The organism is Streptomyces sp. NPDC094143 (assembly GCF_040303825.1).
GTDB lineage: Bacteria > Actinomycetota > Actinomycetes > Streptomycetales > Streptomycetaceae > Streptomyces.
Map to the genome: position 1 here is coordinate 18,408 of NZ_JBEOTZ010000007.1, position 22,295 is coordinate 40,702.

Sequence of the window (22,295 nt, forward strand, 5' to 3'; positions counted from 1 at the left end):
TATGGTACCGAACTTTGCCGGGTACACGCCCCCTCGGGCCGCCCCCGTACTCATCACTGTGCCTGATGGGCGACACTGGTGGGCGGCCCGATAGCCGTGGCCGGATGATGCGCCTAGCATCAGCCTGACCGAAACCGAAGCACCCCGAGGACCCCACGTGCGCTTTCGTCTGACCCCCAGGGAGACGAGCTTCTACGACATGTTCGCCGCCTCCGCGGACAACATCGTCACGGGCTCCAAGCTCCTGATGGAACTGCTCGGGGCGGACGCCTCCGCCCGGGCCGAGATCGCAGAGCGTATGCGGGCAGCGGAACACGCAGGTGACGACGCCACGCACGCGATCTTCCACCAGCTGAACTCCTCCTTCATCACGCCGTTCGACCGTGAGGACATCTACTCCCTCGCCTCGTCCCTCGACGACATCATGGACTTCATGGAGGAGGCCGTCGACCTGGTCGTCCTCTACAACGTCGAGGAACTGCCCAAGGGCGTCGACCAGCAGATCGAGGTCCTGGCGCGCGCCGCCGAACTGACGGCCGAGGCGATGCCGCACCTGCGGACGATGGAGAACCTCACCGAGTACTGGATCGAGGTCAACCGGCTGGAGAACCAGGCCGACCAGATCCACCGCAAGCTGCTCGCGCACCTCTTCAACGGCAAGTACGACGCCATGGAGGTGCTGAAGCTCAAGCAGATCGTGGACGTGCTGGAGGAAGCGGCGGACGCGTTCGAGCACGTGGCGAACACGGTGGAGACCATCGCCGTCAAGGAGTCCTGAGCCGTTCATGGACACCTTCGCTCTGGTCGTGACCATCGGGGTCGCGCTCTTCTTCACGTACACCAACGGTTTCCACGATTCGGCCAACGCGATCGCCACGTCCGTGTCGACCCGGGCGCTGACGCCGCGGGCCGCCCTGGCGATGGCCGCGGTGATGAACCTGGTCGGCGCGTTCATGGGTTCCGGGGTCGCCAAGACGGTCAGTGAGGGCCTGATCCAGACACCGGAGGGGTCGAAGGGGATGGGCATCCTCTTCGCCGCGCTGGTCGGCGCGATCGTCTGGAACCTGGTCACCTGGTACTTCGGGCTGCCCTCGTCCTCCTCGCACGCGCTCTTCGGCGGCATGGTCGGCGCGGCGCTGGCCGGTGGGACGACGGTCTACTGGCACGGCGTGCTGCAGAAGGTCGTCATCCCCATGTTCATCTCCCCGGTGGTCGGTCTGCTGGCCGGTTACCTGGTGATGACCGCGATCCTGTGGATGTTCCGGAAGGCCAACCCGCACAAGGCCAAGCGCGGCTTCCGGATAGCCCAGACCGTCTCCGCGGCCGGTATGGCGCTGGGGCACGGACTGCAGGACGCGCAGAAGACGATGGGCATCGTGGTGATGGCGCTCGTCATCGCGGATGTCGAGGACTACGGCGACCCGATCCCGGTCTGGGTGAAGATCGCCTGTGCGGTGATGCTGTCGCTGGGCACGTACGCCGGTGGCTGGCGGATCATGCGCACGCTGGGGCGGAAGATCATCGAACTGGACCCGCCGCAGGGGTTCGCCGCCGAGACGACGGGCGCGTCGATCATGTTCGCCACGGCGTTCCTGTTCAAGGCGCCGATCTCGACGACACACGTGATCACCTCGGCGATCATGGGCGTGGGCGCGACCAAGCGCGTGAACGCCGTGCGCTGGGGCGTCGCCAAGAACATCATCCTGGGGTGGTTCATCACGATGCCGGCGGCGGCGACGGTGGCCGCGGCCTCGTTCGGGCTGGTGCACCTGGCGTTCCTGTAGCCCCCGCCCGGCCGGGAACCGGCCGGACACACACGAACGGGCCCGCCCCCGGGAACCAGGGGCGGGCCCTTTTCGGCCTCGCGGTGGCACCGCCATGCAGCACCGCGAGGGGTCTCGGCGAAGGGCGGCTCAGCCGAAGCGGCCGGAGATGTAGTCCTCCGTGGCCTGGACCGACGGGTTGGAGAAGATCCGCTCCGTGTCGTCGATCTCGATGAGCTTGCCGGGCTGGCCGACCGCCGCGAGGTTGAAGAACGCCGTGCGGTCGGAGACCCGCGCCGCCTGCTGCATGTTGTGCGTCACGATGACGATCGTGAAGCGCTCCTTCAGCTCCCCGATCAGGTCCTCGATCGCCAGGGTCGAGATCGGGTCGAGCGCCGAGCACGGCTCGTCCATGAGCAGGACGTTCGGCTCCACCGCGATCGCCCGCGCGATGCACAGACGCTGCTGCTGACCGCCGGACAGGCCCGAGCCGGGCTTGTTCAGGCGGTCCTTGACCTCGTTCCAGAGGTTGGCGCCCTTGAGCGAGCGCTCGACGACGTCCGCCAGCTCGCTCTTCTTGTAGTTGCCGTTCAGCCGCAGGCCCGCCGCCACGTTGTCGAAGATCGACATCGTCGGGAACGGGTTCGGCCGCTGGAACACCATGCCGACCTCGCGGCGGACCGACACCGGGTCGATGCCCGTGCCGTAGAGGTCCTCGTCGTCCAGCAGCACCTTGCCCTCGACCCGGCCGCCGGCCGTGACCTCGTGCATGCGGTTCAGGGTGCGCAGGAACGTCGACTTGCCGCAGCCCGACGGGCCGATGAACGCCGTCACCGAGCGGGGCTCGACGGTCATCGAGATGTCCTCGATCGCCTTGTGGGAGCCGTAGTAGGCGGTCAGTCCGCTTACGTCGATTCGCTTGGCCATGACTACTTCACTTCCAGACTTCAGTCAGTCGCTGTATGGCCGCGTCAGCGACCGGTCTTGGGGGCCTTCCAGCGGGCGATGCCGCGGGCCACCAGGTTGAGGATCATCACGAAGGCGATCAGCGTGAGCGACGCCGCCCAGGCGCGGTCGTAGGCCGTGACCTCGCCCGAGCCGTACTGCTGGTAGATGTACAGCGGCAGTGACGCCTGCGCGCCCTCGAAGGGGTTGGCGTTGATGAACTTGCTGCCGAAGACCAGCAGCAGCACGGGCGCCGTCTCACCGGCGATACGGGCGATGGACAGCATGATGCCGGTGGTGATGCCGCCGAGCGAGGTCGGCAGGACCACCTTCAGGATGGTGCGCCACTTGGGCACGCCGAGCGCCAGGGAGGCCTCGCGCAGCTCGTTCGGGACGAGCTTGAGCATCTCCTCCGTGGAGCGGACGACGACCGGCATCATCAGGATCGCCAGGGCGAGCGAGCCGGCGAAGCCGAAGGGCTGCATGTCGAACATCAGCATGAGGCTGAGGATGAACAGGCCCGCGACGATCGACGGGATGCCGGTCATGACGTCGACGAAGAAGGTGACGGCCCGGGCGAGGTTGCCGCGCCCGTACTCCACCAGGTAGATCGCGGTGAGCACGCCGACCGGCGCGGCGATCAGGGTGGCGAGACCGACCTGCTGCAGCGTGCCGAGGATGGCGTGGTAGATGCCGCCGCCCGTCTCCGAGTCGGCGACCACGCCCATCGAGTGGGTCAGGAAGTAGACGTCGAGGACCTTCGTGCCGCGCTGCACGGTCGACCACACCAGCGACGCCAGCGGCACCACGGCGAGCAGGAACGCGACCCAGACCAGCGAGGTGACCACGCGGTCCTTGGCCTGGCGGCGGTTCTCCACCCGGGCCGCGATGACGTACGTCCCGAGGATGTGCAGGACAGCGGCGATCAGCGCCCACTGGATGTCGCTGTGCAGGCCGGCGGCGGCGCTGATGCCGAGGCCGGCGGCGACGGATCCGGCGGCGATGGCCCACGGGGCCCACTTGGGCAGCCGGGCGCCGCGCAGGGTGCTGGGCGCCTTCGGGGTGATGGTCGCGGTGCTCATGCGTTGGCCCCCGAGTACTCCTTGCGGCGGGCGATGATCGCGCGGGCCGCGCCGTTGACCAGCAGGGTGATGACGAACAGGACCAGACCCGAGGCGATCAGCGCGTCCCGGCCGAACTCGGTGGCCTCGCTGAACTTGCTGGCGATGTTCTGGGCGAAGGTGCCGCCGCCCGGGTCGAGCAGGCTGCTGTGGATCAGGAAGTCCGGGGAGAGCACGGTGGCGACGGCCATCGTCTCGCCGAGGGCGCGGCCGAGGCCGAGCATCGAGGCGGAGATCACGCCGGAGCGGCCGAACGGGAGGACCGACATGCGGATCACCTCCCAGCGGGTGGCGCCGAGCGCCAGGGCCGCCTCCTCGTGCATCTGCGGGACCTGGCGGAAGACCTCGCGGCTCACGTTGGTGATGATCGGCAGGATCATGATCGCGAGCAGGATGCCCACGGTGAGCATCGAGCGCGGGGCGCCGTTCTGCCAGGAGAAGATGCCGGTCCAGCCGAGGTAGTCGTTCAGCCAGCCGAAGAGGCCGTTCATGTACGGCACGAGGACGAGGGCGCCCCACAGGCCGTAGACGATGGAGGGCACGGCGGCGAGCAGGTCGATCACGTAGGCGATGGGACCGCTCAGCCGGCGCGGGGCGTAGTGCGTGAGGAACAGCGCGATGGCGACGGCGATCGGAACCGCGATGATCATGGCGATGATCGAGGAGACGACCGTGCCGTAGGCCAGGACCGCGATGCCGAAGACCGGCGGGTTGACGCCGGTGTTCCATTCGAAGGTGGTGAGGAAGTTGCCCTCGTCCTCGCTGATGGCGAGGACCGCGCGGTAGGTGAGGAAGCCCGCGATGGCGGCCATGATGACCAGCAGCAGGATGCCCGAGCCGCGCGAGAGGCCGAGGAAGATCCGGTCCCCGGGGCGGGTGGCGCCACGGGCCGCGCGCTTCTGCTCGGCCGTGGGCATCGGGGGAGTGGGGGGAGGTGCGTCAGCTATCTGTGTGGTGTCCATCGGGTTCTCCGGTCTGCGGAGCCGCAACGGCGCGGCTCTTGGCGGCGGTGCACCGGACGGTGCGGTCCGGTCCCGCGGGGGGACCGGACCGCACGCTCAGGTCAGCTCAGGCTCTCGACGGTGGTCCGAACCTTGGCGATGATGTCCTCGGGCATGGGCGCGTAGTCGTTCTCCGCGAGGATCTTCTGGCCGTCCTCCGAGGCCGCGTAGCGCAGGAACGCCTTGACCGCGGGGAGCGTCTCGGCCTTGTTGCCCTTGTCGCAGACGATCTCGTACGTCACGAGGACCATCGGGTAGGCGCCGTCGGCCTTGGTCGAGTAGTTCAGCTCCAGCGCGAGGTCCTTGCCGGTGCCGACGACCTTGGCGTCCGCGATGGCCTTGGTGGCGTTCTCGACGTTCGCCTCGACCGGCTCGGCCGCACCCGTGTCGATGGCGACGGTCTTGATGCCGTCCTTGGCGTACGACAGCTCGAAGTAGCCGATCGCGCCGGCGGTCTGCTTGACCTGCGCGGCCACGCCGGAGGACTGCGGAGCGGACTGGCCGCCCTTGGCCTGCCAGGCCTTGCCGCCCTCGTAGGGGAAGTCCTTCTTGGCGGTGGCGATCAGGTACTTGGTGAAGTTGTCCGTGGTGCCGGACTCGTCCGAGCGGTGGAACGCCTGGATCTTGAGGTTGGGCAGCTTCGCGTCGGGGTTCAGCTTCGCGATGGCCGGGTCGTTCCAGTTGGTGATCTTGCTGTCGAAGATCTTGGCGATCGTGGAGGAGTCCAGGACGAGCTTGTCGACGCCCGGGACGTTGTAACCGACGGCGATCGGGCCGCCGACCATGGGCAGGTCGATGCCCTGGCCGCCGGAGCAGATCTTCTTGGAGGCCTCGACCTCGTCGGGCTTGAGGGCCGAGTCCGAACCGGCCCACGGGACCTGGCCCTGGGTGAACGCGGTGACACCGGCACCGGAGCCGCCGGCCTTGTAGTTGATCTCCACCTTGCAGGCCGCCGAGAACTGCTTGACCCACGCGTCGACGGCGTTCTTCTGCGCCGAGGAGCCGTCGGCGAGCACCTGGCCCGAGGCGTCGTCACACTTGATGTTGCTGGGCGCGGCGGCGTTGGACGAGGAGCCGTCGCTGCCGCCTCCGGTGTCGTCGGAGCCGCACGCCGTGAGGGCCAGGGCGCCGGAGACGGCGAGAGCACCGAGAGCGAGGGCCCGCCGGTTCATGCGCTGAAGCTTCACTTGAGTTCCTTCCAGGAGCCGCCGTCCTGATCGGCGGCGTGCGAAGACTGGCCGACGCGGACGCGGCAACCGCGTCTCGCATCTGGTACGGCCGAAACTAGGCAGATCAGGTGAAGCCGCCGATGGCCACACATGAACGACGGGTGAACCCCTGCCGAAGGCGTGGTTAGGTCACGGAATGCTCACGGGGAGAGCACGTGGAGATTCCGCTTTTCGCGCGGGTTCCGCTGGACAACCGCGGACTTCCTCACTGTGGTCCGCCGGCGGCGCGGGCCCGGCGCAGCGCGGTGAGCAGCGCGTCGACCAAGGGGCGGTCGTGGGGCTGCGTCAGCCGGGCGCGGGCCGCCTCCGGGGACAGCCACAGCACGCGATCGACCTCGTCGTTCGGGGTGAAGGCGCAGGCCACGGCCTCGGCGGCCCAGTAGCGCACCTGCTTGGGGCGGCCGTTCGCCAGGTAGCGCAGGGTCGCCAGCTCGGCACCCGGCACGGCCCGGCAGCCCGTCTCCTCCGCCACCTCGCGCAGGGCGCCGGCCAGGGCGTCCTCGGCGCGCTTGAGTTTGCCCTTCGGCCACGACCAGTCGTCGTATTTCGGCCGGTGCACGAGACAGAGCTCCAGCTCGCCGGAGTCGGGCGAGCGGCGCCACAGGACGCAGCCCGCGGCCTGAACGGTGGGGTCCTCGGGTGAGCTCACCTGGTGTTCACCGCCTTCCGGGTGCCTGCCGGTCACGACGCGCCGACCGTCTCCTTCTGCCAGGCCTGCTGGAACGCGAAACGTGCCGCCTCCACCTCGTGCCGCTGGTCGGCGTGGAGCACGCCGAGGGCGTACGCCGTGGCCGGGGCGATCCTGGGCGTGCGGGCCGCCTGGGCCGCCGCCGCTGCCGCCTCCGAGGCGTCGCGGTGCCGGTTGAGGGCCTGGCCCGCGTCGAGCAGGCGCAGGTCGACGACGGCGTTGCCCTTGGGCCCGGTGAGGGCCTCGCGGGCGTAGCGGTGCAGGCGCAGCAGCAGGCGGACCTGGTGCCAGGGGGCGTCCTGCGGATGCGGGACCGTGTCCGGGGACAGGCCGTGGACGAGGGCCGCGGCGTTGTACGGATGGCCCGCGGTGATCAGGGGCAGGGCGGTCACGGCGTCGGTGAGGCGTTCCTCCGCGGCCGTGGCGTGGGGGCGCAGGTCGGTGGCGGCGGCCGTCGTGAGCAGGGGGACCTCGCTGGCCAGGACCGCGACCTTGTCGGCGACGGCGTGGAAGCGGCTGCTGCCGAGGGCCTGCAGGGCGGTGGAGTGGGCCCGGGTGCGGGCGAGGGTGAGCTGGCGGTCCAGGAGCGCGCCCGCCTTGGCCGCTCCGACGGTCAGGTTGCCGCGTTCCGGCGCCGGGGACGTGCGCGGCCCGGCGTCGCGGTCCGCTGCCGTGGGGACGGTTGGCGCCCCGGCGGCACGACTGCCCGCGGCCACGTCGGCACGCGGGCCCGCCGTCGCGTCCGGACCGGTCGTCCGGGCCGGGAACGCCGTCGACCCCGACAGGCGGTGCAGGGCCGTCAGCAGGCGTTCCAGGCGGGCCGTGTACGCGTGCTCCATGGCCAGGGTGCCGGAGACCCAGGCCAGCTCCGGGCGCATGGTCTCGCACCAGTCCGAGTCCAGCAGCGGCTGGAACGTGTGCAGGCTGGCGCTGATGCGGCGGGCCGAGCGGCGCAGGGCGCGGGCCGCCTCGGCGGACCCCTCCGAGCCGTTCGCCCCCGCCCCCGTCTCCCGGTGCAGGCGCAGCGCCCGGAGGAACTCCGTGGCCTGGTCCCGCAGGTAGCCCGCGAGGGTGTCACCGGTGGGGGCGGTCCCGACGGGCCTGAGCCGGGAATCCGTCGGGTCAAGGTGTCGCTGTGCCACGCCGGCGCCTCCGGGCGTCTATGAGCATCTCCTGGACGTTGCGCAGGGGCTGGCCGTCCGCGTCGGTCGCATGCCGGGTCCAGTCGCCGTCCGGGCCGAGGTGCCAGGAGGCGGTGGAGTCGGACATACCGGTCTCCAGCAGCCGGTTCAGGGCCGCTCGATGGGCCGGGTCGGTGACCCTGACCAGGGCCTCTATCCGGCGGTCGAGGTTGCGGTGCATCATGTCGGCGCTGCCGATCCACACCTCGGGCTCGCCGCCGTTGCCGAAGGCGAAGACCCGGGAGTGCTCCAGGAAGCGGCCGAGGATCGAGCGGACCCGGATGTTCTCCGACAGGCCCGCGACGCCCGGGCGCACCGCGCAGATGCCGCGCACCCAGATGTCCACCGGCACGCCCGCCTGGGCGGCCCGGTAGCAGGCGTCGATGAGGGCCTCGTCGACCATCGAGTTGACCTTGATGCGGACGTACGCGGGCCGCCCCGCACGGTGGTGCTGTATCTCCTTGGTGATCCGCGCTATCAGGCCGTCGCGCAGCGACTTCGGCGCGACCAGCAGCCGGCGGTAGGTCTCCCGGCGGGAGTAGCCGGAGAGGCGGTTGAACAGGTCCGACAGGTCCGCGCCGACCTGCGGATCGGCCGTGAGCAGGCCGAGGTCCTCGTAGAGGCGGGCCGTCTTCGGGTGGTAGTTGCCGGTGCCGACGTGGCTGTAGCGGCGCAGCGTCTCGCCCTCCTGGCGGACCACCAGGGACAGCTTGCAGTGGGTCTTCAGCCCGACCAGGCCGTAGACCACGTGGCAGCCGGCCTCCTCCAGCTTGCGGGCCCACTTGATGTTGGCGTGCTCGTCGAAGCGGGCCTTGATCTCGACCAGGACCAGGACCTGCTTGCCGGACTCGGCGGCCTCGATGAGCGCGTCGACTATCGGGGAGTCGCCGGAGGTGCGGTACAGGGTCTGCTTGATCGCGAGGACGTCCGGGTCGCCGGCCGCCTGCTCCAGGAAGGCCTGCACGGACGTGGAGAACGAGTCGTACGGGTGGTGCAGCAGGACGTCCCGCTCGCGCAGCGCGGCGAAGATGTCCGGCGCGGACGCCGACTCGACCTCGGCGAGGTCGCGGTGGGTGCCGGCGACGAACTTGCGGTACTTCAGCTCGGGCCGGTCCAGGGAGGCGATGCGGAACAGGCCGGTGAGGTCCAGCGGGCCCGGCAGCGGGTACACCTCGGCCTCGCTGATCTTCAGCTCGCGTACCAGCAGGTCCAGGACCTCGCGGTCGATGGACTCCTCGACCTCCAGGCGCACCGGCGGGCCGAAGCGGCGCCGCATGAGCTCCTTCTCCAGAGCCTGGAGCAGGTTCTCCGCGTCGTCCTCCTCGACCTCCAGGTCCTCGTTGCGGGTGAGCCGGAAGGCGTGGTGCTCCAGCACCTCCATGCCCGGGAACAGCTCCTCCAGGTGGGCGGCGATCACGTCCTCGATGGGGACGTAGCGGCCCGGGGAGCTCTCCAGGAACCGGGACAGCAGCGGCGGCACCTTGACCCGCGCGAAGTGCTTGTGGCCGGTGACCGGGTTGCGCACGACGACGGCCAGGTTCAGCGACAGGCCGGAGATGTACGGGAAGGGGTGCGCCGGGTCGACCGCCAGCGGGGTCAGCACGGGGAAGATCTGGTGCCGGAACAGGGTGAACAGGCGGGCCTGCTCCTTCTCCTGCAGCTCGCTCCAGCGGACCAGGTGGATGCCCTCCTCCGCGAGTGCGGGGGCGACGTCCTCGTGGTAGCAGGCGGCGTGCCGGGCCATGAGCTCGCGGGCGCGGGCCCAGATCATCTCCAGCACGTCACGGGGCTGCAGGCCGGAGGCGGAGCGGGTGGCCACGCCGGTGGCGATGCGGCGCTTCAGGCCGGCCACCCGGACCATGAAGAACTCGTCCAGGTTGCTGGCGAAGATCGCCAGGAAGTTGGCCCGCTCCAGCAGCGGCGTGTTCGGGTCCTCGGCGAGTTCCAGCACGCGCTCGTTGAAGGCGAGCCAGCTGCGCTCCCGGTCGAGGAAGCGGCCGTGCGGCAGCTCGGGCCCGTCGTACGGCGACTCCTCGTACCCGTCGAGGTCGGCGTCGATGTCGGGTTCCAGATCGGAGACCACCGCCGCCACCGTGTGCGGGCGGTGGGCTGCGATGGAGCCCACGGAGGGCTGCGCGTGCTGGACCTGTGCCTGGGGCTTCGGCTGGCTCATGGACCCATTCTTCCGCGCCGCGAGCATCACGGGCGCGTCGGACAGCGCGGGCGGGAGCGGAGGTGTCACACGAGTGCTCCCGTTTCCCTCGGGACCCTCGCGGGGCGGGGAAGGCTCTGGCGCGGCGGGATTCATTGGCCGAGCGTCGCAAGCTCGTCTGAATCAATGGTTACGGAGACATGACGTGCGGGATAGCGGGCGGCGGCCCGCGGGCGTCTTCGGGCCCGTGTGCGGGTCCCTGCGGCCCGGCCGGAAGCCGGCGTGCTGCCGTGAACCGTTCGGCCCGGCCGGTCCGATGAGGAGAGGTGAGCGAAACGAGAAGCGACGGGGAGCTGCCGCGGGCCGTAGCGGCGGACGCCGGCCGGCGCGCCTTCGAGGAGCTGTACCGGCGCTGCGCGCCGTGGCTCCGGGCCCGGCTTCGGGGGCGGTGCGCCGATGGGGGTGTCGTCGTCGACGTCGCGCAGGTGACCTTCCTCGCGGTGTGGCCGGGCAAGGCCGGCCACACCGCCGCGCCAGGGAGCCGCTACGACGACAGGGCGGGTGGCGGGCCCGGCCTCCGGGCACCGGCGGACGGGCGGATGCCCCAGGGCCGGAATGCCTGGGGGCATCGCCGCTCGCGCCGGGATGTCGTGGTGCCGGGCGCCCGGGCAGGAGGCTCCCGGGACGACCGGGAGAAATAGGCTGCCGCCGTGGACCTCAACGCCGTACGGGCCTTCGTCGCGGTCGCCGACGCCGGGCAGTTCCAGAAGGCCGCCGTGGACCTGGCCCTGACCCAGCAGGCCGTGTCCAAGCGGATCGCCGCGCTGGAGAAGGACCTCGGGGTGCGGCTGTTCGTGCGTACGCCACGCGGCGCGGAGCTCACCATCGACGGGCAGGCGCTGCTGCCGCACGCCCGGGTCCTGCTCCGCGCCGAGGAGCGGGCGGTGGCCGCGGTGCGTCCCGGGGACCGGGCGCTGCGGGTGGACGTCGTGGGACGCCGGGCCGCCACCGCGGGACTGGTGCAGGACTTCCACCGGGCGCATCCCGAGATCCCGCTGGACGTCGTCACGCTGTTCGACGCCGAAACGGCCGTGACCGCCGTGCGCGACGGGTCCGTCGACGCCACCTTCCGTGCCGTCACCATGCCCGGGCACCGGCTCCCCGACGGCATCGAGACCCTGCCCGTCCTGGACGAGCCGCTCAGCCTGTGCGTGGGCCCCGGCCACCCCTTCGCCCGGGCCGCCTCGGTGACGCCCGCGCAGCTCGCCGGGCACCGGATCTGGATGCCGGGCAACGTGCCGGGCACCGAGTGGCACGCCTACTACGAGGCCCTCGCGGCAGCGTTCGGTCCGGCCATCGACACCATCGGGCCCAACTTCGGCCTCGAAGCGCTCCTGGACACGATCGCCGGCTCGCCGACCGTCGCCACGTTCCTCAGCGAACGGACCCCGCACGTCTGGCCCGTGGGCCACGACCTGCGGCTGGTCCCGTTGCGGGACCCGACCCCGGTCTACCCGCACTCCCTGCTCTGGCGGGCCGGCAACCCGCATCCCGGCCTGGCGGCCCTGCGCGACCACCTGGCGGCGACCCGGCCCCGGTCGCCGCAGGGCGAGCTGTGGCGACCGGCGTGGGCGGAACCCGCGCAGGGCCGGGCCGCTTCGGCGGCGGGGTGAGGAACCGCAGCGTCGTCCGGAACCCGTGCCGCGTGCCGACCGCGACGGTCAGGTCTCCGTCCGGTACATCAGGTCCACCTCGTGCGTGCTGAAGCCCAGCCGCTCGTAGACCGACACGGCCGCCTTGTTGTCGGCGTCGACGTAGAGCATCGCGGTCGGCAGGCCCTGCCCCGCCAGGTGCCGCAGCCCGATCGTGGTGAGGGACTTGCCGAGGCCGCCGCCCTGCGCGTTCGGGGCGACCCCGACGACGTACACCTCGCCCAGGCCCTCCTCGGCGTGCACCTTGGTCCAGTGGAAGCCGACGAGTTCGTCGCCGCGGAAGGCGAGGAAGAAACCGGCCGGATCGAACCACGGCTCGGCCTTGCGGTCGTCGAGGTCGCGCTGGGTCAGGGAGCCCTGCTCGGGGTGGTGGGCGAAGGCGGCGGCGTTCACCGCGAGCCAGGCCGCGTCGTCCCGGCCGGCGACGAAGGTGCGGACCGTGACGCCCTCGGGCAGCACCGGCTCGGGCGCGTCGAAGCCGGTCAACGGGCGGCGCATCTGGCGCAGTTCCCGGAACAGCGTGAGCCCCAGCACCTGGGCGAGGTGCCGGGCGGCGGAGTGCCCGCCGTGCGCCCACACCCGAAGTCGCTTGCCGGAGGCGGCCAGCAGGGCCGAGCCGAGGGCGCGTCCATGCCCGTGTCCGCGATGCCCGGGATGCACCACCAGCTCGGCGGCCGGCGGCTCCACCTCGTCCGTGTCCTCCAACTGGGCATAACCGACAAGTTCCCCGTCGGCGGTGAGCAGCAGATGGGACACGCCCACGCGCTCCCCGCCGCGCAACTGCAACCGGCCCTGTTCGGACACCGCCTGCTGCCCGTCGGTCCGGGCGGCCTCGTCGAGCAGTCCGAGCACGGCCTCGGTCTGCTCCGGGGAGAGGGCGGCAAGGGTCTCGATCGAGCGGGGGTGGCCGGGCCGTACGGTGTCGTCGCTGGTCATGCGTACGAGGGTACGGGGAGGCACCGGCAAATCGGCGGCAAAGAAGCAACCCAGATGTAACCATGAAACACCTGTCGCGCTACGCGCGTTGACTCTAGGCTGCGCCGGACGACATCACTGTCCCAGCAGACCCTCAGGGGGGCGTATGCCAGCCACTTCACCGGCGCATCCGGAGCGCCGGAGACGCCGTACGAACCGTTTCCTCGCCCTCGCCGCCGGAGTCGTCACCGTCGGCGCGCTGGCCGCCGCGGCACTGCCGGGGGCGGCGACCGCCGGCGAGGACCAGCGCTCGGGCGGGCACTGGCCCGGCCGCTACCAGGACGTGCAGCTGCTGTCCTTCAACGACCTGCACGGCAACCTGGAGCCCCCGGCGGGCTCCTCCGGCCGTGTCACCGAGAAGCAGCCCGACGGCACGACGAAGACCATCGACGCGGGCGGCGTCGAGTACCTCGCCACGCACCTGCGGCAGGCCCGGCAGGGCGAGAAGTACTCCATCACCGCGGCCGGCGGCGACATGGTCGGCGCCTCCCCGCTGATCTCCGGCCTCTTCCACGACGAGCCGACCATCGAAGCGCTCAACAAGCTCGACCTGGACGTCACCTCCGTCGGCAACCACGAGTTCGACGAGGGCGCCAAGGAGCTGGCCCGCCTGCAGAACGGCGGCTGCCACCCCGAGGACGGCTGCTACACGGACGAGGAGTTCCAGGGCGCCGACTTCCCCTACCTGGCCGCCAACGTCCTCGACGAGAAGACGAAGAAGCCGATCCTCAAGCCCTACTGGGTGTGGAAGAAGAACGGCGTCAAGGTCGGCTTCATCGGCGTGACCCTGGAGGGCACCCCGGACATCGTCTCCGCCGAGGGCGTCAAGGGCCTCACCTTCGAGGACGAGGTCGAGACGATCAACAAGTACGCCAAGGAGCTGCAGCGCAAGGGCGTGAAGTCGATCGTCGCGCTCGTCCACGAGGGCGGCTTCCCGGCGTCGACGTCGTACAACTACGACTGTGACGCGCCGGGCGCGGGCGACGGCGTATCCGGGCCGGTCGTCGACATCGCCAAGAACGTCACGCCGCAGGTGGACGCGCTGGTCACCGGTCACACGCACAACGCGTACGTGTGCAGCATCGCCGACCCGGCGGGCAAGCCCCGCATGGTCACCTCGGCCGCGTCCTTCGGCCGCCTCTACACCGACACCACGCTGACCTACGACCGCAGGACGGGCGACATCGCCCGCACGGCCGTCAAGTCCGCCAACCGCGTGGTCACCCGGGACGTGCCCAAGGCGCCGGACATGACCGAGCTGATCGGCAAGTGGAACACCCTGGCCGCGCCCATCGGCAACCGGCCGATCGGCTACATCTCCGGCGACATCGGCAACACCGGCACCGAGTCCCCGCTCGGCGACCTGATCGCCGACGCCCAGCTCGCGCACGGCAGGCAGCTGGACCCGGAGACGGACCTAGCGCTGATGAACCCGGGCGGCATCCGGGCCCCGCTCACCTACGCGGCCAAGGCCGGTGAGGGCGACGGTGTCGTCACCTACGCCGAGGGCTTCACGGTCCAGCCGTTCGCCAACACCGTGAACCTGCAGGACTTCACGGGCGCGCAGCTGGTCCAGGCGCTCAAGGAGCAGGTGTCAGGACCGAACGCGGCCGCGCCGAAGATCCTCCAGGTCTCGTCCGGTCTGACGTACACGCTGGACCTCACCAAGTCCGGTGCCGACCGCGTGGTCACGGACAGCATCAGGCTGAACGGCTCGGCCATCGACCCGGCGGCCACCTACCGCGTCGCGACGAACAGCTTCCTCGCGGGCGGCGGCGACGGCTTCCCCACGCTCGGCCAGGGCACCGACGACGTCGTCGGCGCCGACGACCTGACCGCGCTGGAGCAGTACCTGACGGCCAACTCCTCGGCGGCGAACCCGATCGCACCGCCGAAGGCCGACCGCATCACCGTGGTGAACTAGATCGCATACCCCGCGGTGAAGGCGGTGGTGGGCCTGGCCGTCCTCGCCGCCTTCACCGCCCTCGGCGACCGCTGGGCCGTGCTCTACGCCGAGCACCGCGCCGCCGGCACCCTCAAGGCTCCCTGGCGTTCGAACTGCCCCAGCCGGCGCAGGGGGACGTACGGCTGCGCGACGTACGGGTGGAGGAGGGCGGCATCCGGGTGCGGGTGTCGGGGTCGGGGCTTTCCGTGGGCGGTTGAACGGCCGGTGGTGGCCCTTCCGGGTTCGGCGTGGATGGTCAGCCGAACCCGGAAGGGAGCCGTCAGGACGCCGAGGGCGTCCAGCCCGCGAGCCAGTCCGCGACCTCCTGGTCCGCGGCCTGCGCGTCGGTCAGGTGGGGACGGTTGCTGCTCGCCGCGCCCGCGCCGGGGCCGGAGTTGCCGTACTCGGCGAACCGGTCGTCCTTCCAGGAGAAGCCGCTCATGTCGGTCCACGGGGTGGACTTGATCGCGGCGCTCAGGCTGGTGTTGCGGACGGTCGTCTGCGGGTCCAGGGACGCGTCCCCGCCCGCGTGCCAGGGCCGGCCGAGGTAGAAGCTGCCGGCCGAGACGTCCCCGTTCACCGTGGAGTCGGCGATCAGGATGCCCCTGCGGTTCGCGGCGGTGCTGGGCGCGGTGACGTACCCGGCGGAGGTGCCGTCCCAGCGCTTCTTCAGCGTGATGACGGACTTGTCGACGACGGCCGTGGCCCGGCCGAAGATGAAGTCGACGTTGCCGATGACGTAGCTGTTGCTCATGTAGACCCGGCCCAGGCGGTCCTTGGCGGCGGTGTCGAGCAGCAGGGTGTCCTGATCGCCGCTGACGATGATCCCGTCGAGGAACACCTTGTCGGCGGCGGTCCGCAGCGCCACGGCCTGGTGGCCGCTGAGGCCCTGGTTGGCCTTCTCGTCGAAGTCGTTGGAGATGGTCAGGTTCCGGGCCTGGAAGTCGTCGGCCTCGACGGCGACGGTGGCGCTGCCGCTCGTGCCGTACGTCCCGCCGCCGGGCCTGGGCGTGCCCGAGGCGTTGTCGTAGACGATGGTGGTGTCCTTGCGGCTGCCGCCGGTGCCCTGGAGGGTGACGTGCGGCTTGTTGGCCGGCACCTTCACCGGCTCCCGGTACGTCCCCGGCTTGACGGCGATGACGACACGGGAAGGATTGTTCGCGGGCACGGCGTTCACGGCGGCCTGGACGGTCGTGTACTGCCCGCTGCCGTCCTTGGCGACGGTGAGGGTGGTCGCCGCGGCGGCCTTGGTGGAGGCGGCGGCGGTCGTGCCGATGGAGGTGCGGGGGCCCGCACCGGCCTTGAGGACCGACGGCAGGTCGGCGGCCTTGTCGAGGGTGTACGGGTAGAAGGCCTTCGGGTCGAAGGCGGTCCCGCCGCTCTCGTTGCGCCCGCTGGTCCCGGAGAAGACGCTGCCGCGCTGCACGACGGCGGCGCCGCTGTCCTTGATGACGGGGTTCCTGACGCCCTGGAAGTAGGAGTTCTCCAGCACCATCCTCGTGGCGCCGCGCGAGTAGTTCCCGTACGACGAGGTGATGCTCGTGCCCGGCACGTCCTGCAACCAGTTGTTGTAGAGGTGCGCGTGGGCGGCGTTGTCGGTGGACGGGTTGCGCTGCTCGGTCTCGCGGATCCAGTTGTGGTGGATCGTGATGTCGGTCTTGACGTTCTCGGTCCAGCCGATGCCGAAGGTCTTGTTGTTGTCGCTCAGCCTGTTCCAGGAGACGGTGACGTTGGTGCTGTCCTTGCGGACGTCGATGAGCCCGTCGGCCATGTGCCGCAGGTCGTTGTGGTCGATCCAGACGTGATGGGCGCCGTCCATCTGGATCGCGTCGAAGTCGTGGTCCTTGTCGTTCCAGACGCCCTGGTACGCGTCCCGGATGGTCAGATTCCGGATGATCACGTTGTGCACGCCCTGGCCGAGGAAGAACCCGCCGCCGACGATGTGCCCGGAGGTCCCGGCTCCGACGACGGTCTTGTCGGACTGGACCTTGATCTCTTTCCCGACCGGGTTCATGGTGATGGTCCCGGCCACGACGATGACGTACGGCTCGGTGGCGGTGGCGTACTTCTCCAGCTCGGCCTGCGTCGTCACGGTGACGGTCTTGCCGTCCCGCCCGCCGTACGTCCCGTTCTGCCCGAGGGAGTCGACGGAGGCGAACCCGTCGGCGGTGGCGGAGGCCCAGGACGGGGCGGCGGCGGAGGCGCGCGCCTGGGTGCCCGGGGCGACCCCGTAGGCAAGGGCGCAGGCGGCGGTGAGCGCCAGGGGTATCCCGGCGGCGAGGGTGGTACGGCTGCGGCGGTGACGCGCTCTGCGGGGCTGACGCGGCGGAGAGGGCAGCTCACTCATGCGGCGATCCGTTCTGCTGGTGGGGGGACGGGGTGCGGGTGGTGCGGTGGGGAGTCGCCGCGGCCGGGGCGAAGGTTGCCGCGTTCGCCACGTTCGGGTGAAGCGGAGCCGGAGGGGTGGGGCGGGACGGTCATGGCGACGCCGACAGGTGCCACGCCCCGTACTGTGCGCTGCCCCGCGCGGAGTTCACCCGCGCTCGCCCCGGCTGACCGCGACGCGGAGTGTGTCACCCAGTGACTCCACGGCCCTGGCCAGCGCGAAGCGGACGGCGTGCTCGCCGGCCCCGGGGTCGTCGAGCACGGCTCGCGCCCCTTCGAGGACTCCTGCCGCGTCGGCCAGCTGCAGGGCCTCGATGTCGTCGGCGAGCCGGGACAGCGGGCTGTGGGGATCGTCGGTGCTGAGGTAACACGGCTTGCCACCGGCGCCGGTCCAGGGGAGCAGCCTCATGCGGAGACCTCCAGGGCGGAGAGGTAGGGGCGTACGAGGCGGGTGTCCATGACGAGGGGCTCTTCGGCGAGGTGACGTCGTCCGGGCGGCGGGGGATGGGCGACGGCCGGCACCGTCCCGGCGGCTCGGTGCCGGCCCCTGGCGGGGAGCAGGAGCCGTACGAGGGCGAGCAGCAGGGACTCGCAGAGTTCGGCGATACGCAGGCGCACGGGGGCGTCCCTTCTCAGGGCAGGGGCAAAGGGGGTCTGACGAGCGGAGATCACCGTTCGTGCCCTCATGGTCACTGACTGCCCCTAGGCTGCGGAAGGGGCCAGGTGTTGCCTGGCCGCGTAGGCAACGGGGAGGGGTGACGGCGTGGATGTCGTTGACGACATGGAGGAGTCGGGGCGTGCCGTGCTGGGGCGGACGCTGAAGTTCCTGCGGGAGAACGCCGGTAAGACGCTGGGGCAGCTGGCCGACGAGTCGGGTTACGACAAGAGCTACTTGAGCCGCCTGGAGTCGGGCGAGCGGCTCTCCAAGCTGGCTGTCATGGAGGACTTGGACAGCTACTACGGCTGCGGTGACCTGCTCGTTCGCCACTGGAGGATCGCCCGGTACGACGCCTTCAAGGACAAGTACAAGAGGTACATGGCGCTGGAGGCGACTGCACGTCTCATTCGGGTGTACGCGCCCGGTGTACCGGGGCTGTTGCAGACGGAGGACTTCGCCAGAGAGGTGTTGTCTGGCCCTCAGGCAACGGCTGGCAACGCGGAGGACGTCGAGGAGCAAGTGGCGGCACGCATGGGACGACAGCTCGTACTGCACAAGGACCCGCCGCCTGACGCCCGCTTCATCATCGACGAGTCGGCGCTACGTCGTCCCTCGGCCGCCGCGGACACGTGGAAGGGCCAGTTGTCACGCATCGAGACCGCCGCGCAGGCCCCCAACGTCGTCATCCAGGTGCTCCCCTTCTCCTCCGGCGTTCACCACCTTGTGGGCAAGGGATCCCTCACCCTGCTGTGGCAACCGGACGGAAGTGCCGTGGCCTACGCGGAGAGCCACAGCTTCGGCCTGCTGATGGATGATCCGGAGGACGTCACCCACCACCTTTTGTCCTACGATCGGTTGAGGGATCTGGCACTGTCCCCGTCGGACTCGCTGGCGTTCATCCGGGACGTACTGAAGGAGCACGGACCATGAAGCCCACCCTCGATCTGACCACTGCTGTCTGGCACAAGTCGACCTACAGCGACGGGGGCGCCAACAACTGCCTCGAAGTCGCCCACCACAGCCCGGACATCGTGCCGGTCCGGGACAGCAAGACCCCCGACGGCCCGATACTCGTGTTCGGCGCGAGCCCCTGGGCCTCGTTCCTCACGTTCGTCACGAAGTAGCTGCCGGGGTTTCCGGGGGAGGCACCGACGCTCCCGGCAGCCGGATCGTCGCGACCGTGCCGCCGTCCTCCGCCGGGGACAGGGACACGTCGCCGCCCGCCTGCTGGACCGTCCGCGCCACGATCGACAGCCCCAGGCCCGAGCCCGGCAGGGCCCGTGCGCTCGGGGAGCGCCAGAAGCGGTCGAAGACGTGGGGGAGTTCGTCGGCGGGGATGCCCCTGCCGTGGTCGCGGACCGTGAGCACGCCCTCGGCCAGCCTGACCTCGATCCTGCCGCCCTCCGGGCTGAACTTCACCGCGTTGTCCAGGATGTTCACCACCGCCCGCTCCAGCGCGGTCGGCTCCGCGCGGACGAACCACGGCTCGACGCCCGCCGTGATCGTCAGTTCCGGGCCGCGCAGCCGGGCCCGCCGCAGCGCCGACTCGACCGTGTCGTGCCAGGCGACGATCTGGGTCCGGCCGGAGTGCTGGCCGGTGTCCGGGCGGGACAGTTCCTGCAGGTCGCCGATGAGCGCGGCCAGTTCCGTCATCTGGGCCTTCACCGAGGCCAGGAGCGCCTTGCGGTCGGCCTCCGGGATGGGGCGGCCGGTCTCCTCGCTGCGGGTGAGGAGTTCGATGTTGGTGCGCAGCGAGGTGAGGGGGGTGCGCAGTTCGTGGCCGGCGTCGGCGATCAGCTGCTGCTGGAGGTCCCGGGAGCTGGCCAGCGCCGAGGTCATCGAGTTGAAGGAGTGGGAGAGGCGGGCGATCTCGTCCTCGCTGTCGTCCTCGACGGGGATGCGGACGTTCAGATCCTCCGTGCGGGCTACGTGCTCGACGGCCTCGGTCAGCTTGTCGACGGGCCGCAGCCCGGCCCGGGCGACGGCCAGCCCGGCCGCACCGGCGCCGAGTACCCCCACGCCCGACACCAGCAGCAGAATCAGCGCCAGCTCGTTGAGCGTGGACTGGGTGCCCTTCAGCGGCAGGGCGACGACCAGGGAGTAGTCCGCGGCCACGCCCGGCCGCAGGGAGTCGTCCTTGACGACGAGCGCCGTGGTCATGACGCGCAGCTTGGCGCCGTCGGTGTCGGTGCCGTCCCGGAAGTGCTGCACGTTCGGGTCGGGGGCCTTGGCCACCGTCTTGTCGACGCCGCTGACCTGCACCTGGGCCGTGGAGCTGGGGAAGAGGCACACCTTGCCGTCGGCCCTGACCAACTGCCCGTAGCTCTTGGGCCGCGATCCCACGCCGAGTGCGTCGGAGGGGGTCTGGGGACAGGCGGCCACGAGGTCCCGGAACTCGTCCGGGCGCACCGGCCCCACCGACGACTTCAGGTCCTCGTCGATCTCGTCGTACAGCTTCCCCTGCACGATGAACCAGCACGTCACCGACACCGCCGCCACCGCGAACGCCACCGCCGCCGCCACCAGCAGCGCCAGGCGCGACCGGATCGGCAGCGAGCGGAAGCGGCGTACGACCTTGTTCACTCGGCGCCGCCCTGCCGCAGCACGTAGCCGACCCCGCGCACCGTGTGGACCAGGCGCGGCTCCCCGCCCGCCTCGGTCTTGCGGCGCAGGTACATGACGTACACGTCGAGGGAGTTCGACGACGGCTCGAAGTCGAAGCCCCAGACCGCCTTGAGGATCTGCTCCCGCGTGAGGACCTGGCGCGGGTGGGACATGAACATCTCCAGGAGCGTGAACTCCGTACGCGTCAGCTCCACCGGTCGGCCGCCCCGGGTGACCTCCCGCGTGGCGAGGTCCATGCGCAGGTCGGCGAAGGTGAGCGCGTCCTCGTCGGCCGGGTCGCCCGCGCCCACGGCCGCCGCGTAGGAGCTGCGGCGCAGCAGGGCGCGGATGCGGGCGAAGAGTTCGTCGAGTTCGAAGGGCTTGACCAGGTAGTCGTCGGCGCCCGCGTCGAGGCCGGTGACCCGGTCGCCGACCGTGTCGCGGGCCGTGAGCATGAGGATCGGCGTCGTGTCGCCGCCGGCGCGGATGCGGCGCGCCGCCGTCAGGCCGTCCATGCGCGGCATCTGGATGTCGAGGACGACCAGGTTGGGACGGTACGCCGCCGCCTTCTCCAGGGCGTCCGCACCGTCGACCGCGACCTCGGTGCCGTACCCCTCGAAGGCGAGGCTGCGCCGGAGTGCTTCGCGCACCGCCGGCTCGTCGTCGACGATCAGGATGCGGTGGGTGTCACGGTCGCCGTCTGCGGGGCTCATGGGTCCGGGGTCCTCGGGTGTGATGGGGACGGGGGTGCGTCTGACGCTCTCAGCGTCGCACGCCGCTGCCGGGTGCCGGGAGGAGCGTCAGCCCCGTGCCGGTGCCGGCCGGCCCGTGCGCCGGGCCGCCTTCACCGACCCCTCGCTGCCGGACTCAGTCGGTCGACCCGGCCCGCAGCTTCGCGAGGTCGGCCTTGACGGTGTTGATCGGGATGGCGAAGCCCAGGCCCACGCTGCCCGCGTCGGAGGACGAGGAGGCGCTGCCCGCAGGCGAGTACATCGCGGAGTTGATGCCGATGATGTTGCCGTTCATGTCGATCAGCGCGCCGCCGGAGTTGCCCGGGTTGAGGGACGCGTCGGTCTGCAGCGCCTTGTACGTCGTGGTGTCGTCGCCGGTGTCGCCGTTGAACTGCCGCCCGCCGTACTCGAACGGCCACCCGTCACCCTGCTGGGACTGCTGCCGGCCCTGGTCCTCCTCGGTCGGGACGGTGACGTCCCGGTCGAGCGCGGAGATGATGCCGCTGGTGACGGTGCCGGACAGCCCCTCGGGGGAGCCGATCGCGACGACCTGGTCGCCGACCTGGACCCCGGCGGAGTCGCCGAGCGTGGCCGCCTTCAGGCCGGAGGCGTTCTCCAGCTTGATCAGGGCCAGGTCCTTCTTGCTGTCGGTGCCGACGACCTTCGCGGTGTAGGACTTGCCGTCGCTGGTCGTCACCTTGATCTGGGAGGCGCCGGAGACGACGTGATTGTTGGTGACGATCTCGCCGTCGCTCGTGATGATCACACCGGAGCCGGTGGAGGACCCGGCGTTCGACTCGGCGCTGATCTCGACGATGCTGGGACTGACCGCCTTCGCGACCCCGGCGACCGTGCCCTTCTGGCTGGAGGGCACCACGGTGGTGCTGGTGGAGCTGGAGGCGACCGTGTCGCTGCCGGTCAGCTCCTGGATGCCGTAGGCGGTGCCGCCGCCTATCGCCGCGGCGACGATCGCCACGGCGGCGATCAGGGCGACGGGGCCGCGGTTGCGCTTCTTCGGCTGCGGAGCATGCGCCGGGGCGTACGCCGGCGGGGGCGGCCACTCGGGGTTCACCGGGGCCTGCTGCTGACCCTCGTGAGGGTTCTCGTACTCGCCACTGCGGTGGAAGCTCTCGGTCATGGCAACGAGCTTGTCGCCCGACCATGAGAGCTTCCTGAGTGCCGGCTGAGAAGCCCGACAGAACCTC

General features: G+C 70.7%; 20 protein-coding genes and 1 pseudogene. 7 read left to right on the top strand and 14 right to left on the bottom strand.

The window, feature by feature from the left end; genetic code table 11:
* The first annotated feature begins 157 nt into the window (after positions 1 to 157).
* Complete coding sequence (locus ABTZ58_RS11485; protein ID WP_059418711.1) at positions 158 to 778, top strand: DUF47 domain-containing protein; 621 nt, start codon at positions 158 to 160, stop codon at positions 776 to 778.
* Between the two features lie 7 nt (positions 779 to 785).
* The gene (locus ABTZ58_RS11490; RefSeq protein ID WP_351353751.1) at positions 786 to 1,784 is read left to right on the top strand and encodes an inorganic phosphate transporter; all 999 of its coding nucleotides are present in this window, start codon (positions 786 to 788) and stop codon (positions 1,782 to 1,784) included.
* A gap of 129 nt (positions 1,785 to 1,913) precedes the next feature.
* On the opposite strand, the gene pstB is transcribed toward ABTZ58_RS11490, so the two are convergent.
* The 7 genes from pstB to ABTZ58_RS11525 form a co-directional block, all read right to left on the bottom strand.
* Entirely contained in the window at positions 1,914 to 2,690 is a 777-nt protein-coding gene (gene pstB, locus ABTZ58_RS11495) for a phosphate ABC transporter ATP-binding protein PstB (RefSeq protein ID WP_351353754.1), read from the bottom strand.
* Positions 2,691 to 2,734: 44 nt separating this feature from the next.
* On the bottom strand, positions 2,735 to 3,790 hold the full coding sequence (pstA, locus tag ABTZ58_RS11500; RefSeq protein WP_351353757.1) for a phosphate ABC transporter permease PstA: 1,056 nt from the start codon (positions 3,788 to 3,790) through the stop codon (positions 2,735 to 2,737).
* A complete protein-coding gene (gene pstC / locus ABTZ58_RS11505) occupies positions 3,787 to 4,791 on the bottom strand; it encodes a phosphate ABC transporter permease subunit PstC (RefSeq protein WP_351353760.1) in 1,005 nt (334 codons plus the stop codon). Before pstC ends, pstA begins: the two co-directional genes overlap by 4 nt.
* Before the next feature lie 101 nt (positions 4,792 to 4,892).
* Positions 4,893 to 6,017, bottom strand: coding sequence for a phosphate ABC transporter substrate-binding protein PstS (pstS, locus tag ABTZ58_RS11510; protein WP_351353763.1), 1,125 nt, complete (start codon positions 6,015 to 6,017; stop codon positions 4,893 to 4,895).
* A 247-nt stretch (positions 6,018 to 6,264) separates the two neighbouring features.
* Positions 6,265 to 6,744, bottom strand: a complete 480-nt coding sequence (locus ABTZ58_RS11515; RefSeq protein WP_351353766.1) for an NUDIX hydrolase — start codon at positions 6,742 to 6,744, stop codon at positions 6,265 to 6,267.
* On the bottom strand, positions 6,741 to 7,889 hold the full coding sequence (locus ABTZ58_RS11520; protein ID WP_351353769.1) for a CHAD domain-containing protein: 1,149 nt from the start codon (positions 7,887 to 7,889) through the stop codon (positions 6,741 to 6,743). Before ABTZ58_RS11520 ends, ABTZ58_RS11515 begins: the two co-directional genes overlap by 4 nt.
* Positions 7,870 to 10,236 (bottom strand): RNA degradosome polyphosphate kinase, encoded by a 2,367-nt coding sequence (locus ABTZ58_RS11525; protein WP_502996051.1) that lies wholly within the window; start codon positions 10,234 to 10,236, stop codon positions 7,870 to 7,872. The genes ABTZ58_RS11520 and ABTZ58_RS11525 overlap by 20 nt, the downstream gene beginning before the upstream one ends.
* Before the next feature lie 170 nt (positions 10,237 to 10,406).
* Between ABTZ58_RS11525 and ABTZ58_RS11530 the strand changes: the two are divergent.
* Together ABTZ58_RS11530 and ABTZ58_RS11535 are read left to right on the top strand one after the other, a co-directional pair.
* Positions 10,407 to 10,598, top strand: a pseudogene (locus ABTZ58_RS11530) (RNA polymerase subunit sigma-24); the annotation flags it as partial.
* Between the two features lie 192 nt (positions 10,599 to 10,790).
* Positions 10,791 to 11,753, top strand: a complete 963-nt coding sequence (locus ABTZ58_RS11535; RefSeq protein WP_351353773.1) for a LysR family transcriptional regulator — start codon at positions 10,791 to 10,793, stop codon at positions 11,751 to 11,753.
* 48 nt (positions 11,754 to 11,801) lie between these two features.
* On the opposite strand, the gene mshD is transcribed toward ABTZ58_RS11535, so the two are convergent.
* Positions 11,802 to 12,728: a mycothiol synthase gene (mshD, locus tag ABTZ58_RS11540; RefSeq protein ID WP_351353776.1), complete on the bottom strand. Its 927-nt coding sequence runs from the start codon at positions 12,726 to 12,728 to the stop codon at positions 11,802 to 11,804.
* A 145-nt stretch (positions 12,729 to 12,873) separates the two neighbouring features.
* Between mshD and ABTZ58_RS11545 the strand changes: the two genes are divergently transcribed.
* Entirely contained in the window at positions 12,874 to 14,691 is a 1,818-nt protein-coding gene (locus ABTZ58_RS11545) for a bifunctional metallophosphatase/5'-nucleotidase (protein ID WP_351353779.1), read from the top strand.
* Positions 14,692 to 14,992: 301 nt separating this feature from the next.
* Here ABTZ58_RS11545 and ABTZ58_RS11555 read toward each other — a convergent pair whose 3' ends face one another.
* The 3 genes from ABTZ58_RS11555 to ABTZ58_RS11565 form a co-directional block, all read right to left on the bottom strand.
* A complete protein-coding gene (locus ABTZ58_RS11555; protein WP_351353782.1) occupies positions 14,993 to 17,059 on the bottom strand; it encodes a pectinesterase family protein in 2,067 nt (688 codons plus the stop codon).
* Between the two features lie 186 nt (positions 17,060 to 17,245).
* Positions 17,246 to 17,506, bottom strand: a complete 261-nt coding sequence (locus ABTZ58_RS11560) for a hypothetical protein (protein ID WP_351353785.1) — start codon at positions 17,504 to 17,506, stop codon at positions 17,246 to 17,248.
* Positions 17,503 to 17,715, bottom strand: a complete 213-nt coding sequence (locus ABTZ58_RS11565; protein ID WP_351353788.1) for a hypothetical protein — start codon at positions 17,713 to 17,715, stop codon at positions 17,503 to 17,505. The genes ABTZ58_RS11560 and ABTZ58_RS11565 overlap by 4 nt, the downstream gene beginning before the upstream one ends.
* A 163-nt stretch (positions 17,716 to 17,878) precedes the next feature.
* Here ABTZ58_RS11565 and ABTZ58_RS11570 point away from each other — a divergent pair, with 163 nt between their 5' ends.
* Both ABTZ58_RS11570 and ABTZ58_RS11575 read left to right on the top strand, forming a co-directional pair.
* Positions 17,879 to 18,685, top strand: coding sequence for a helix-turn-helix domain-containing protein (locus tag ABTZ58_RS11570; protein WP_351354397.1), 807 nt, complete (start codon positions 17,879 to 17,881; stop codon positions 18,683 to 18,685).
* On the top strand, positions 18,682 to 18,879 hold the full coding sequence (locus ABTZ58_RS11575) for a DUF397 domain-containing protein (RefSeq protein ID WP_351353791.1): 198 nt from the start codon (positions 18,682 to 18,684) through the stop codon (positions 18,877 to 18,879). The genes ABTZ58_RS11570 and ABTZ58_RS11575 overlap by 4 nt, the downstream gene beginning before the upstream one ends.
* Here the strand turns inward: ABTZ58_RS11575 and ABTZ58_RS11580 are convergent.
* From ABTZ58_RS11580 to ABTZ58_RS11590, 3 genes are all read right to left on the bottom strand, one after another.
* A complete protein-coding gene (locus ABTZ58_RS11580; protein ID WP_351353794.1) occupies positions 18,869 to 20,338 on the bottom strand; it encodes a sensor histidine kinase in 1,470 nt (489 codons plus the stop codon). The genes ABTZ58_RS11575 and ABTZ58_RS11580 overlap by 11 nt on opposite strands.
* Entirely contained in the window at positions 20,335 to 21,072 is a 738-nt protein-coding gene (locus ABTZ58_RS11585; protein WP_351353797.1) for a response regulator transcription factor, read from the bottom strand. Before ABTZ58_RS11585 ends, ABTZ58_RS11580 begins: the two co-directional genes overlap by 4 nt.
* A 154-nt stretch (positions 21,073 to 21,226) precedes the next feature.
* Positions 21,227 to 22,228, bottom strand: a complete 1,002-nt coding sequence (locus tag ABTZ58_RS11590) for a S1C family serine protease (RefSeq protein ID WP_351353800.1) — start codon at positions 22,226 to 22,228, stop codon at positions 21,227 to 21,229.
* Positions 22,229 to 22,295: the final 67 nt, after the last annotated feature.